The sequence below is a fragment of the Prauserella sediminis genome (assembly GCF_014195435.1).
Lineage (GTDB): Bacteria > Actinomycetota > Actinomycetes > Mycobacteriales > Pseudonocardiaceae > Prauserella > Prauserella salsuginis.
In genome coordinates this window covers 13,085-26,301 of the sequence record NZ_JACIBS010000014.1, presented here as the reverse complement: position 1 = coordinate 26,301, position 13,217 = coordinate 13,085, and the positions used below count along the sequence as shown (strand labels likewise).

Annotated in this window: 14 protein-coding genes; 7 read left to right on the top strand and 7 right to left on the bottom strand. The window is 71.6% G+C overall.

All coding sequences use genetic code 11. The features are described from left to right. Positions 1–68: 68 nt before the first annotated feature. From FB384_RS25675 to FB384_RS27010, 4 genes are all read left to right on the top strand, one after another. Positions 69–986: a RecB family exonuclease gene (locus tag FB384_RS25675; RefSeq protein WP_183787429.1), complete on the top strand. Its 918-nt coding sequence runs from the start codon at positions 69–71 to the stop codon at positions 984–986. 113 nt (positions 987–1,099) lie between these two features. Next, positions 1,100–2,029: a ParA family protein gene (locus tag FB384_RS25670; RefSeq protein WP_183787428.1), complete on the top strand. Its 930-nt coding sequence runs from the start codon at positions 1,100–1,102 to the stop codon at positions 2,027–2,029. Positions 2,030–2,144: 115 nt separating this feature from the next. Continuing rightward, a complete protein-coding gene (locus FB384_RS27015; RefSeq protein ID WP_228726698.1) occupies positions 2,145–2,402 on the top strand; it encodes an SRPBCC family protein in 258 nt (85 codons plus the stop codon). Further along, complete coding sequence (locus FB384_RS27010; protein WP_228726697.1) at positions 2,351–2,632, top strand: SRPBCC family protein; 282 nt, start codon at positions 2,351–2,353, stop codon at positions 2,630–2,632. Before FB384_RS27015 ends, FB384_RS27010 begins: the two co-directional genes overlap by 52 nt. 136 nt (positions 2,633–2,768) lie before the next feature. On the opposite strand, the gene hisG is transcribed toward FB384_RS27010, so the two are convergent. The 3 genes from hisG to FB384_RS25650 form a co-directional block, all read right to left on the bottom strand. Then, on the bottom strand, positions 2,769–3,614 hold the full coding sequence (gene hisG, locus FB384_RS25660; RefSeq protein WP_183787427.1) for an ATP phosphoribosyltransferase: 846 nt from the start codon (positions 3,612–3,614) through the stop codon (positions 2,769–2,771). Positions 3,615–3,631: 17 nt separating this feature from the next. Next, positions 3,632–3,895: a phosphoribosyl-ATP diphosphatase gene (locus FB384_RS25655; protein WP_183787451.1), complete on the bottom strand. Its 264-nt coding sequence runs from the start codon at positions 3,893–3,895 to the stop codon at positions 3,632–3,634. Positions 3,896–3,958: 63 nt separating this feature from the next. Beyond that, a complete protein-coding gene (locus FB384_RS25650) occupies positions 3,959–4,651 on the bottom strand; it encodes an HAD family hydrolase (protein ID WP_407676116.1) in 693 nt (230 codons plus the stop codon). A gap of 175 nt (positions 4,652–4,826) precedes the next feature. On the opposite strand from FB384_RS25650, the gene FB384_RS25645 reads away from it, so the two are divergent. Continuing rightward, positions 4,827–5,654 carry a PAC2 family protein gene (locus tag FB384_RS25645; RefSeq protein WP_183787449.1) on the top strand — a complete coding sequence of 276 codons (828 nt, stop codon included), beginning with the start codon at positions 4,827–4,829 and terminating at the stop codon, positions 5,652–5,654. Next, a complete protein-coding gene (locus FB384_RS25640; protein ID WP_323985438.1) occupies positions 5,651–6,793 on the top strand; it encodes an MFS transporter in 1,143 nt (380 codons plus the stop codon). Before FB384_RS25645 ends, FB384_RS25640 begins: the two co-directional genes overlap by 4 nt. Before the next feature lie 12 nt (positions 6,794–6,805). Here the strand turns inward: FB384_RS25640 and FB384_RS25635 are convergent, their stop codons facing one another. The 3 genes from FB384_RS25635 to FB384_RS25625 are packed head-to-tail and all read right to left on the bottom strand — an operon-like array spanning position 6,806 to position 9,533. Next, positions 6,806–7,648: a metallophosphoesterase gene (locus FB384_RS25635; RefSeq protein ID WP_323985437.1), complete on the bottom strand. Its 843-nt coding sequence runs from the start codon at positions 7,646–7,648 to the stop codon at positions 6,806–6,808. Between the two features lie 13 nt (positions 7,649–7,661). Next, positions 7,662–8,912 carry a cysteine--1-D-myo-inosityl 2-amino-2-deoxy-alpha-D-glucopyranoside ligase gene (gene mshC, locus FB384_RS25630; RefSeq protein WP_183787425.1) on the bottom strand — a complete coding sequence of 417 codons (1,251 nt, stop codon included), beginning with the start codon at positions 8,910–8,912 and terminating at the stop codon, positions 7,662–7,664. A 9-nt stretch (positions 8,913–8,921) separates the two neighbouring features. Beyond that, a complete protein-coding gene (locus tag FB384_RS25625) occupies positions 8,922–9,533 on the bottom strand; it encodes a TetR/AcrR family transcriptional regulator (protein ID WP_183787424.1) in 612 nt (203 codons plus the stop codon). 187 nt (positions 9,534–9,720) lie between these two features. Here FB384_RS25625 and FB384_RS25620 point away from each other — a divergent pair, with 187 nt between their 5' ends. Continuing rightward, positions 9,721–11,079, top strand: a complete 1,359-nt coding sequence (locus tag FB384_RS25620) for a cytochrome P450 (RefSeq protein WP_183787423.1) — start codon at positions 9,721–9,723, stop codon at positions 11,077–11,079. 167 nt (positions 11,080–11,246) lie between these two features. Here FB384_RS25620 and FB384_RS25615 read toward each other — a convergent pair whose 3' ends face one another. After that, the gene (locus FB384_RS25615) at positions 11,247–13,199 is read right to left on the bottom strand and encodes a vWA domain-containing protein (RefSeq protein WP_183787422.1); all 1,953 of its coding nucleotides are present in this window, start codon (positions 13,197–13,199) and stop codon (positions 11,247–11,249) included. Positions 13,200–13,217: the final 18 nt, after the last annotated feature.

Below are 13,217 nucleotides of genomic sequence, written 5' to 3'. Positions count from 1 at the left end.
CGCCGGTAGCCGTGATCGGTTCCTGTCGGCAGCGCTCGTTAGGGTGCCGGGCATGACCGAGGGCACGCATGACTGACACGACGGCCTCCGCCACGCCCACCGACACCACGCAGCCCGCCGGTGACTCCGGAGCGCCACGCCGGCGGCCCGCGCTCTCGCCGTCGCGCGCGGGCGATTTCAAGCAGTGCCCACTGCTCTACCGGTTCCGGGCGATCGACCGGATTCCCGAGCCACCCACGAAGGCTCAGGTCCGCGGCACGCTCGTGCACTCGGTGTTGGAGCGGCTGTTCGCACTCCCCCGCGGCGACCGCAGCCCCGAGCGCGCGCACGAGCTGCTCGCGCCGACGTGGGAGGAGCTCTCCCAGCAGAGCCCCGAGTGGGCGGAGCTGTTCGCCGAGGACGAAACGGGCCCGGACGGTCACGCGGCCGGGTGGCTCGACGGTGCCGGCAAGCTGCTCGACGCGTACTTCGGCCTCGAGGACCCGAACCGCCTCGAACCGGAGGCATGCGAGCTGCACGTCGAAACCGAGCTCGGCTCGGGCGTGCGGCTGCGCGGCTACGTCGACCGCCTGGACGTCGCGCCGACCGGTGAGATCCGGGTCGTCGATTACAAGACGGGCGCCGCGCCCCGCGCGATCGGCGAGGCCAAGGCGCTGTTCCAGATGAAGTTCTACGCAGTGGTGCTGTGGCGCACCCGCGGCGTCGTGCCCCGGCAACTCAAGCTGATGTACCTGCGCGACGGGCAGGACCTGGCCTACACCCCCGACGAGGACGAACTGGCGCGGTTCGAGCGCACGCTCGAGGCGATCTGGTCGGCCATCCTCGCCGCGGGCAGGACCGGCGATTTCCGTCCCAGCCCGAGCAAGCTGTGCGACTGGTGCGCCCACCAGTCGTTGTGCCCGGCGTTCGGTGGCACGCCGCCCGAGTACCCCGGCTGGCCCGAGCCGACCGGCGGCGAGGAGTCCGCGCTCGACCGCGCGGATTGACCCCGTCGCGAGCCGTGACAGGATCGACCGGCACGCCGGGCGCGATCAGCGCCGCACGCGAGTGCTGATCGACTAGTCTGTTCCCGGCAATCGAGATCCAGGAGCGGCGCACAGTGCAGATCACCTCGGTGGTCAATCAGAAGGGCGGGGTCGGCAAGACCGCGCTGAGTGTCGGCGCCGCCGCCGCACTCGCGGAGCGGGGCCGCCGCGTTCTTCTCATCGACCTGGACCCGCAAGGGCACGCCACGACGGAGATGCTCGGCCTGCCCGAGATTCCGGCCGACCGGCCCAGCCTCGCCAAGGCGCTCACCAAGACGTGGCGCGGCCCGGTCGAGGAGCTCGTCGTCCCGCATCCGCGCAGCAACGTCGGCCGGGGCGGGGCGTTCGACGTCATCCCCACCTCGCCCGGCATGTTCGACCTGGTCCGCAGACTCGACCAGTTCCGGGTCCCGGGATGGCAGCTGGCACGCGTGATCCAGTTCGCCAACTACGACCATGTGGTCATCGACTGTCCGCCCGCGCTCGACGTGCTGACCAACAACGCGCTCGTGGCCACCAGTGGGCTGCTCGTGCCCGTGCAGCCGGACCGCACCAGCATCCGTGCGCTCCGGCTCATGCAGGAGCAGATCCGCCACTTGGAAACCATGGTCGAGCGGCCGCCGATCGACTACTACGGCCTCGTGCCGGGGCTGTACCGGCGGCCCATCTCGGGCTACGCCGTCACGGCGTTGCGGGAGCTGGAACAGTTCGGTATCCCCGTGCTGCCGCACGTGCCGCTGGGAGTGGTGATGAACGAAGCAGCGGCGCGCGGTATGCCGGTCACGACGTTCGCGCCGGAGACCACGCACGCCGCGGCGTTCCGCGAGATCGCCCGTACGCTGGACGAATCACCGGGCACGGCCCCGCAGGCGCCCGCGGCACCGGAGCAGGACTTCGACTTCGAGGACTTCATCACCGACGTGGCCCACACCCGCAACGCCAACGACAACGGCGCGCGCAAGAAGCTTTACGACCTGCTGCCGAAACGCAGCAAGGACCACTGAGCCTGCGGCAAGGGCGGACGTCCCGTCGCTTTCGGCCTCGCCGCGATGACGGCGGCCCGGTAATGTCCCGATTCGCGCAGGTTCGAGGTCGCACCACCGCACGGAAGGCTGCGTCGTGAAGCAGGCGAAGGTGAGCGCCACCCGGTCGGCCGCCGCATCCGTCGAGACCGTCTTCGCGGTGCTGGCGGACCCGACGACACACGCCGCGATCGATGGCACCGGCTGGGTGCAGGAACCGGTCGATCAGGCAACGTTGACCGAGGTGGGGCAGATCTTCCGGATGGCCATGTATCACCCGACGCCCGAGACGGTTACTACGAGGTGGCCAACAAGATCCACGTCCTCGATCCACCGCGCGCGATCGGGTGGCTGACAGGACACGACCCGCAGGGTGACGGCAACCTCGAGTTCGGCGGCTGGTCCTGGCGCTATGACCTGGCGTCCTCCGGCCCGTCGGAGACCGAGGTCACGCTCACCTACGACTGGTCGGCAGTACCGGAGTCCGTCCGGTCGTACCTCCGGTTCCCGCCGTTCGGCCCGGAGCATCTCCCCAACTCACTGCGTCACCTCGCCGACCTCGCCGCGCGGACCTCCCGGATGTGAAAGCCTCACGACGAGGACCCGGCGGCCGGCCCGATCCTGGTGCGCGGCACGCAATCCGCCGACGCAGCTCGGGGCACGGCAGCGCCATACGCCGTCGTGCCCCGAGTTGTGTGTTGTCGTGTGCTGCGCCGGAGTTCTACAGCCGGCAGGAGCGAATGTCCGAGGCGAGGATCGCCTTCGCCCCGACGGCGGCGAGCTCGTCCATCACGGCGTTGACCTTCTTGCGCGACACCATCGCCCGCACGGCCACCCAGTCCGGATCGGCGAGCGGCGCCACGGTGGGCGATTCGAGGCCTGGCGTGATCGCGGCGGCCTGCTCCAGCAACGACCTCGGGCAGTCGTAGTCGAGCATCATGTAGTGCTGGGCGAACACCACGCCCTGCAACCGGGCCGTGAGCTGTTCGACCGCGGGGGTCTTGCCGTTTCCGCTGTGTTCGATCAGTACCGCCTCGGAGACGCAGATCGGGTCGCCGAACGCCACGAGGTCGTGCTGGCGCAGGGTTCGGCCGGAACCGACCACGTCGGCGATCGCCTCGGCGACGCCGAGCTGCACCGAGATCTCGACGGCCCCGTCGAGGGGGATGACATCGGCCTCGACGCCCTGCCGGGCCAGGTCGTCCCGCACCAGCCGCGGATAGGACGTGGCGAGCCGCTTGCCGTGCAGGTCCGCCACGGTCCAGTCCCGGTCGGCCGGTCCCGCGTAGCGGAACGTCGAGCCGCCGAACCCGAGGCCCAACTTCTCCTGCACGTCCGCGCCCGAGTCCAGCGCGAGGTCGCGGCCGGTGATGCCCAGGTCGAGTTCGCCCGAACCGACGTAGATCGGGATGTCCTTCGGCCGGAGGAAGAAGAACTCCACGTCGTTGACCGGGTCGAGCACGGTCAGGTCCCGCTGCTCATGTCGCTTGCGGTAGCCCGCTTCACCGAGCATCTCCGACGAGGGTCCGGCGAGCGCACCCTTGTTCGGCACCGCGACACGCAGCATCTGACGTCCTCTCTCGCTCACAGGTACCGGTAGACGTCGTCCATCGGGACGCCCCGGCCGATCATCAGCACCTGAACCCGGTAGAGCAGCTGCGAGACCTCTTCGGCCAGCCGCTCGTCGGATTCGTGCTCGGCGGCGATCCACACCTCGCCAGCCTCTTCCAGCACCTTCTTACCCTGCGCATGCACCCCGGCGTCCAGCGCGGCGACGGTGCCCGAATCCGCGGGTCGGGTGCGGGCGCGCTCGGTCAGCTCGGCGTACAGCTCATCGAAGGTCTTCACGCGGAGAATCTTGTCATCCACGGCGCAGCGACCTTCGAGCGGCCTGGCCCGTGATGTCGCAGGTCACCGGCTCCGGATCAGCCGGGAGAATTCACCGGGGTCGACCCCCACCAGGGACGGGCGGAACGTCCGGCCCGGACCGCGCTCGACGGATACGTCCGCCTCGACGACCAGCACAGCGCAGCCCGCCGCCTCCGCCGAGGCCGCGCCCACCGGCGAGTCCTCGACGGCCACGCACGCCGCCGGGTCCACGCCGAGCAGCCGCGCGGCTCGCAGGTACGGCTCGGGATGCGGCTTGTTCTTCCCGTCGACCTCGTCCCCGCACACCGTGGCGGCGAAGAACTCTCGCCCGATCGTGTTCAGCGCGAGTTCGGTCAGTCCCCGCTCGGTCGACGTCACCAGCGCACACGGCACGTCCGCCGCGCGCAGCGCCTCGAGGGCCTCCCGGGCGCCCGGCCGCCACGGCAGCGCACCGGAGAACAGCTCCGCCGTGCGTCCCCGCATCCAGTCGGCGACCTCGTCCGCGGCCTCGTCGGTCACCGCGCGCCCCGCGAGCTCGAGGAGCCGACGGGATGTGGCGGCCATGTTGGACCCGACGAGCGCCGTGCGTTCCGCGGCGGTCAGTTCCCCGCCCAGGCGCTGCGCTCCCTCGGCGAGCACCACGTCCCAGAGCTTCTCTGAGTCGACCAGGGTGCCGTCCATGTCCCACAACACGGCGGCCGGACCGCCTTCACCGGGGTCGGAGGACGGATCGATCACGGGCATCTCCTCGGGTCGGCGAGCGCACCGCGGGCCGCGGCGGCCCGTCCAGCCTACGGTGGCGGGCCACTCCGACGACGGGACGTACGCTGGGCGGGTGAGCACGCCCTTCAACGACTTCACCGACGGCGACACCGGTGGCGACGAGACCCGGCAGCGCCGCGGCCCTGTCATGATCGCCTGTTTCGACGGCTGGAACGACGCGGGCGACGCCGCCAGTACCGCCATCGAGCATCTCGCGCTGAACTGGGACGCGACACCGCTGGCCGAGCTCGAACCGGACGACTACTACGACTTCCAGGTCGCCCGGCCGACGGTGCGGATGGTGGACGGGGTGACCCGCCGCGTCGAGTGGCCGACGACGCGGCTGTCGGTGTGCCGGCCCGCGGGCGCCGATCAGGATGTCGTGCTGGTGCAGGGCCCCGAACCGAGCATGCGGTGGCGGGCGTTCTGCGCCGAGCTCCTCGAACACGTCGAACAGCTCGGGGTGCAGACCGTGATCACGATCGGTGCGCTGGTCGGTGACACCGCCCACACCCGGCCGATCCCGGTGACCGGCACGGCCTACGACGCGGAGGCCGCGAAACGGTTCGGGCTCGAACGCGAGCGGTACCAGGGCCCGACCGGGATCGTCGGCGTGTTCCAGGACCTGTGCGTCAAGGAAGGTGTGCCCGCGGTGTCCCTCTGGGCGGTCGTGCCGCACTACGTGTCGCACCCGCCCTCGCCGAAGGCCACGATCGCACTGCTGAACAAGCTCGAGGACATCCTCGACGTCGGCATTCCGCTGGGCGCGCTGCCGGAGCAGGCCGAGGACTGGCAGAAGACCGTCAGCGAGATGGCCGACGAGGACGAGGAGATCTCCGAGTACGTGCGCTCCCTCGAGGAGCGGGGCGACGCGGAGATCGACCTCGAAGGCGCGAGCGGCGACATGATCGCCGCCGAGTTCGAGCGCTACCTCCGGCGGCGCAGGAACGACGGACCCGGCCCCGCAGGCCGGTGACCGCGGCGGCCGCAGGCGATGCGCCCGCCGCGCGCGCAGGGCTCCAGCTGGGCGCGCTGCTCGGCCCGTTCGGCGGCGGGGTCGTCGCGGCAGTCCTGCCCGAGATCGGGGCCAGCTTCGGCGTGTCCGCGCAGGCTGCGGCGTCGTCACTGACCGTGTACCTGCTGCCGTTCGCGGCGCTGATGCTCGTGTCGGGCACGCTCGGCCAGCGGTGGGGACCCGCCCGCACCATCCGGCTCGCCTACGTCGCGTACGCCGTGTTCACCCTCGCAGCCGCCGTGGCGCCGTGGTTCTGGTTGTTCCAGGTCAGCCGCGGCCTGCAGGGATGCGCCAATGCGTTCACGACGCCGCTGCTGATGGCGCGGCTGGCTGCGATGACCCCGCCGGATCGGCTGGGCAGGGCACTCGGGGTGTTCGGGGCGATGCAGGCCGTGGGCCAGACGTCGGCTCCGCTGGTGGGCGGTCTCGCGGCCGAGGCGTCGTGGCGGTGGGCCTTCGCCGGTATCGCGCTGGTCGGCGCCGTTCTGGCCACATGGCCGCTGCCGGCCGACGACGAGGCCGGTCCGGACACCGCGGCTCGGCTCCGCGACCCGTGGCGTGCATCAGTCCTGCTTCCGGGCCTGGCCGCGCTGGCGGCGTGGGGGTGCATGGCGGGGCTCTCGTTCCTCTTCGCGCTGCGCATGCAGGACGCGTTCGGTTTCGGCGCGGGGATGCGCGGCCTGCTGCTGACAGGGTTCGGCGTCGCCGGGTTTCTGGCCGCCCGGTTCGCCGGCGCCGCCGCGGACCGCTTCGGCGGCCGCCTCACCGCACTCATCGGCCTGGTCACCGGTGCCGCACTGGTGTTGGTCATCGGCGCGACCGGGGTGGCACCCGTGGCCGTGGCAGCGTGGGCGGCGGCGGGCGTGTGCAGTCAACTGGTGCTCGTCGCGGTGAACACGACCGTGCTGTCGGCCGACGGCCCCGGGCGCAGCGGCGCGATCTCGGTGGTCCAGGCGATGCGGTTCCTCGGGATGGCCGCAGCACCGGCCGTGTTCACAGCGCCGTACCACGCCGACCCGCTGCTGGGCTTCGCGTTGCCCGCCGCGGTACTGCTCGCCGCGGTCCCGCTCACGGCAACCCTGACGCGCGCCCGCACGTGAGCCCGCGACGCGTCAGTCGGACGTCAGCACCTGCCGGAACGCCACCGGCCCACGGGCACGCCTGCGCCACTCACGCGGATAGCCCAACGACACCTCTTCGAAGCGCACGCCGTCGGCATACGTGGTGCGCGGGATGTGCAGGTGCCCGTACACCGCGAGCCGGGCGCGGAACCGGAGGTGCCAGTCCTCGGTCCGGGTCGTGCCGCACCACATGGCGAACTCCGGGTAGTACAGCGGCGCGGTGGGGTGCCGGTGCAGCGGCCAGTGCGACAGCAGCACCGTCTCGTGGTCGGCGGGGATCTCCGCCAGGCGCTTCTCGCTCAGCGTCAGCCGGTCCTCGCACCACTCCGCGCGGCCCGCGTACGGCTCGTGGCCGAGCAGGTACTCGTCGGTGCAGACCACGCCGGCTTCCCTGGCCTGCCGCAGCGCCTCCGCCAGCGACGCCCCCTGCGCCGACGGCGTCCGCCAGCTGTAGTCGTACAGCACGAACAGTGGCGCGATCGTCAGCGGACGGTCGGCGTAGGGCCACACGGGGAACTCGTCCTCGGGGGTGAGCACCCCGATCTCCCGGCAACGGCGGACCAGCTCGTCGTAGCGGGGGCGGCCGGAGGCCTGGTCGGGGTCCTTCGCCGTGGTCCACAACTCGTGGTTGCCGGGAACCCACACGACCGTGGCGAACCTCCGGCGCAGCTGCGCCAGGGTGTCGACCACGGTGTTCAGGCGCTCGCCGACGTCACCGGCCACCAGCAGCCAGTCCTCCGGGGTGTCCGGCCGGATCACGTCGACGTGCGCCTCGTTACCGGTGTGGGTGACGTGCAGGTCGCTCGTGGCGTAGAGAGTTGGCACGCGGCCCACGGTATCGCCCGTGCTACAGAGCGACACCGAGCAGCGCGTCCACCGCCGTGCGGATCGCCGTGGGTGCGTCCTCGTCACCGCCGGAGCCGTGCCCGCCGCCCCGCAGCGCCTCGTCGGCCCACGCATCGAGGGCGGCGAGCGCACGGGGGGTGTCGAGGTCGTTGGCCAGATGCTCGCGAAGGCGGGCGATCGTGTCGTCGGCGGCGGGCCCCGCGGGCAGCCGCACGGCCTCCCGCCACCGGGCGAGCCGCTGCTGGGCCGTCGCGAGCACTTCGTCGGTCCATGCGCGGTCGTCCCGGTAGTGGCCCGCGAACAGCCCCAGCCGGATGGCGGCCGGTTCGACGTCGGCGGCCCGCAGCCGGGACACGAACACCAGGTTGCCCTTCGACTTGGACATCTTCTCGCCGTCGAGCCCGATCATCCCGGCGTGCACGTAGTGCCGCGCGAACGGATGGTCGCCCGCGAGCGCCTCGGCATGTGCGGCGCTGTACTCGTGGTGCGGGAACGCCAGGTCCGAACCGCCGCCCTGCACGTCGAAACCGACACCGAGCTGGTCGAGGGCGATCACGCTGCACTCGATGTGCCAACCGGGCCTGCCGTGGCCGAGCTCGGACTCCCAGTACGGCTCCCCCGGCCGCTGGGCCCGCCACAGCAGCGCGTCGAGCGGGTCGCGTTTGCCGGGCCGCTCGGGATCGCCGCCCCGCTCGGCGAAGAACCGGGCCATCGTCTCGGCGTCGTAGCCCGACTCGTAGCCGAACCGGCCGGTGTACGAGCGGTCGAAGTAGATGTCCGGGTACTCGGGGTCATCCACCCGGTATGCCGCGCCGGAAGCCAGCAGCTTCCCGATGACCTCCACGATGCGCGGAATGGTCTCGACGGCGCCGATGAAGTCGCGAGGCGGCACCACCCGCAGCGCCTCCATGTCCTCGCGGAACAGCGCCGTTTCGCGCATCGCGAGTACGACCCAGTCGTCCTGGTCCCGCTCGGCGCGTTCGAGCAGCGGATCGTCGATGTCGGTGACGTTCTGGACGTAGTGCACCTCGTGCCCGGCGTCGAGCCACAGCCGGTGCACCAGGTCGAACGCGAGATACGTCGCGGCGTGACCCAGATGCGTGGCGTCGTACGGCGTGATGCCGCAGACGTACATCCGGGCGATCCGGCCGGGTGAGACGGGGCGGATGTCGCCGGATGCCGTGTCGTACAGCCGCAGCGGGCGGGACTCTCCGGGGACACGGGGCACGGCGACCGAGGACCAAGTCTGCATGCCTCAACCCTATGTGCGCCCGGACGTATCGTTCCCGTCTGGTGGGAAGGACGCCGACCACAATGTCGCCAGACCGGCGAGCAGGTCGTCGGGTGTGGGCACACCGTCCGGGTCGACCAGCGACTGGACGGCGAGCCCGTCGCAGACTGCCACGACGAAGCTCGCGACGGCCCGGCACCGGGGATCGTCACCGCGCGTTCCGTCGCCCAGCGACTCGGCGACCAAGCCGGCCACCCGCACCCGGCAGGTGCGGTACAGCTCGGCCAGTTGCCTGCGCAGGTCCGGCGCGCGTTCGGCCTGGGCGAGCGCCTCGATGTACGAGACGAGCAGCCGGCGTTTGCCCGCCAGCCCCGCCAGCCACGCTGCCCAGGTCACGTGGCCGCGTTCGATCGGCGAGGCTGTCGGATCGGCCATGGCGAGTTCGGCGAGCTGATCGGTCCACTCCTCGAACACGGTCGCGATCGCCGCGTTCAACAGGCCGGCCTTCGAGCCGAAGTGATAGCCGATGGACGCCAGGTTCGTGCCGGACGCCGCGACGAGGTCACGCGCGGTGATGTGCGCGTAGCCCTTGTCCTCGAGCAGCGTTCGCGCCGCGGCGAGCAGGTCGTCCCGGTGGCTCACGCCGAGCAGCGTACTGCCCGCCGTCCCCGTGGACCGGATCGCGGCCGCCCGGCGGCCACCGCGGTCGTCGAGGTGGACAGCGAATCTATACGGGCGTATAAATCGGCTCAAGGAGCAGACACCGGCTCGGACGGCCGCCACCGCGCCCGCCACCGGTGCGACCACCTCCGCGCAAAGGAGCGCGCCCATGACGACGACCGAGTCAGCCGCAGCCACCGCACAGCACACGGCAGTGCGTATCGACGACGTCACCGCGACCGCCCTGCCTCCGGGCCCGCGCCTGCCGCAGGCGATCCAGACCCTGCTGTTCGGTTCGTACCGGCATCAGTGGTTGCCCCGGTTGCGCCGCCGCCACGGCGACGTGTTCCGGCTCCGGCTCTTCCCCGAGCGGGACGTCGTGCAGCTGGCGAACGTCGAGCACATCCGCGCGGTGTTCGGCGGCCCAGCCGAGGTGTTCCACGCCGGGGAGGGAAACGTCATCCTCAAGCCCGCGATGGGCCGCCACTCGGTCCTGCTCACCGACGAGGAGGTGCACCTGCGGGCCCGCAAACTGCTCATGCCCGCGTTCAACGGTGCCTCCCTGCGCGGTTACCGCGACCTGATCACCGAGCTCGCCGAGGCCGAGGTCGACGGCTGGCGACCGGGCCCGCTGCGCTCGCACGAGCGGATGCAGGCCGTGACGCTCGAGATCATCCTGCGCGTGGTGTTCGGTGTCGCCGAAGGGCCGCGACTCGACCGCCTGCGCGCGCTGCTGCGGCGCATCGTCGACATCGGCCCGGTCGACATCCTCGGCTGGCACCAGCCGAAACTGCAGCGTTTCGGTGTGTGGAAACGGGACGCCGAGGTGCGCAGGACCGCCGACGAGCTGATCTACGCCGAGATCGCCGACCGCAGGCGCGCCGGAGATCTCGCCGACCGACGTGACGTGCTCTCCCGGCTATTGGCCGTCGGCAACGGCGCCGACACCGACGGGCTCACCGATGCCGAGTTGCGCGACCAGCTCATCACCCTGCTCCTCGCCGGCCACGAAACGACGGCGACCGCCCTGGCGTGGTCACTGCACGAACTGGCCCGCGACCCGCGCAGACTCGCCGACGCCGTCCGCGCCGCCGACGACCACGACGAGAAGCACCTCGAGGCGGTCGTGAAGGAGGCGATGCGACTGCATCCGGTCATCTCGGAGGTCGCCCGGGTCGCCACCCGCGACATCGAGATCGACGGCTATCGCATCCCCGCAGGCCACACCGTCATGCCGTCGATCACGATGGTGCAGCACGACCCGGCACACCACGACGACCCGCACGCGTTCCGCCCGGAACGGTTCACCGGCTCCGGGCCCGCCACCGGCACGTGGTTCCCCTTCGGCGGCGGGGTGCGGCGCTGCCTGGGGGCGGGATTCTCCCTGCTCGAATCCGCGGTCGTGCTCGGCGAGGTGTTGCGACGCTTCCACCTCTCCCCGGACCGGCCGCGGCCCGAACGCGCCAAGGCTCGCAACATCACGATGGTGCCCGCCCGCGGCGCCCGCCTCGTCGTCAGGCCGCGCTGACGCACACCCGCGCGTGTCCTGCGCCCACCCGTCGCGCCACCACCTCTCACGGACGCGCTACCGCGCGACTGCGTTCGCCCGCGTGTCCTGCGTTCAGGCCCGCGTGTTCTGCGTTCAGGCCCGCGTGTTCTGCGCTCGGACCCGCGGCCCCGGTCGCCGTGCGCAGCTCAGCCGCGCCGGCTGTGCAGGTAGTCGCCCACCACGGCAGCGCCCAGGCCGTCGACGTCCGGTGCCAGCACGCGCCCGCCCGCGCGGCGCGCGAGCAGGTCCACGAACGCCTCCAGGCGCGGGTCCTCGCCGAGCCGGAACACCGACATCGCCGCGCCCGACTTCGCCAGCCGCTCCACTTCGGACAGCGTCTTGGTGAGGGTCAACGGGCTCGGCGGGTAGTCGAACATCGCCTCGCCGTCCGGTTCGAGGTGGGCGGTGGGTTCGCCGTCGGTGACCATCAGCACCACGGGCTGCGCACCCGGATGCCGCCGCAGGTGACGCCCGGCGAGCAGCAGCGCGTGGTGTGCGTTCGTCCCCTGTTCCCACGTGCCGTCGAGCGCCACCAGTTCGGACAGTTCGACCTGCCGCGCGTAGCGCCCGAACGTGATGATCTGGAGCGCGTCCGTGCGGAACCGGGTCGAGATCAGCTGGTGCAGGGCCAACGCGGTGCGTTTCATCGGCAGCCACCGGTCCTCGGCGATCATCGACCACGAGGTGTCCACGCACAGCGCCACCGCCGCCCGCGAGCGATGTTCGGTCTCCGCGACCTCCACGTCGGACACATCGAGTCGCACCGCCGGACGGCCCGCCGACGCGGTACGCAGCACCGCGTTCTGCACCGTCTTCGACACCGCCCACGGTTGGGTGTCCCCGAACTGCCAGGGCCGGCTCGACCCCGTGACCTCGCCTGCCGCGCCCGCCGCCGTGGTGTCGCGCTCGCCGCGCCCTGCCCGCAGCGCACGAACCACATCGGACAGTGCCGTCTCCCCCAGCCTGCGCAGCGCTTTCGGCGATAGACGTAACGACCCGTCCGGCGCGCGTTCGAACACGCCCTGCCTGCTCAGTTCGCGTTCCAGTTCGGCGAGCCTGCGCGCGTCCACGGCCGCGTCGTCGCCGAGCTGGCGTTCCAGTGATTCGAGGTCGATGTCCTCGAGTCGGGCGCCCGGGTGGCTCTGCGCCAGCTGCTGCGCGAGCGCGTCCAGTTCGGACAGATCCGTCATCGCCCTGGCACCCTCGGCCAGTCCGAGCGGGTCGTCGCCGCGGAACCGGCTGGACGACGACCAGTCCTCTCCCGGCCTCGCGGCGCGCAGCTGTTCGTCCAATCGCGACAGCTGTTCGGCGATCCTCGGGTCCCCGAACGCCTGCTGTGACAGCTCCGCGAGCTCCTGCCGCTGCTCCGGCGTCATCGAGTTCAGCGCCCGCTGCGCCGCGGCCGACCGCGCCGCCAGCGCGTCGATCAGCTCGTCCACGGTCGACGGGTTCTCCGGGAAGAACTCGCCGTGCCGGCGCATGAACTCGGCGAACCGGTCCTGCAGGTCCGCATCACCCCTGGCGTGTGCGGCGAGCAGATCGCTCAGGTCGGCCAACATCGCACCGACGCGGTCCGCGTCCGCCTGCGTCGCCTGCCGCAATGCCTCCTTCATGCCCTCGAACCGCGCCCCCAGCAGTTCCTCACCCAGGAGTTGGCGGATCCGTTCGTAGTTGTCCCTGCCGGTCTGCGACCGCCACTCGTGGTCGGCCAGATCCGACACCGCGCCCGCCGTCCCCGGCGGCAGCGCGTCCAGCCGCATCTCCTCGAAACGGGCGTCGTCGGACGGGTCGCTCGCCAGCTGCTCGCGCTCCGCCGCAAGCGCCTCGTCGAGCAGCCGCTGCACCTCCTGCAACGTGCCGTCCAGGCGGTGCCGGCGCTGGATCTCCGACCGCCGCTGCCACACCTTGCGGGTGAGTTCGTCCAGCCCGGTCGTGGCCTCTGTGCCCCGGCGCAGCAGTTCGTCCATCGCCGAGCGGGGCGATGCGCCCTCCATGACGTCACGGCCGATCTCGTCGACGGCCTCCCGCAGGTCCACCGGCGGTGCCAGCGGATCGGGACCGTCGCGATACGGCCCGTACCGGTATCCGTCGGAACTCATGGCCGCCTCCGTAGGGTT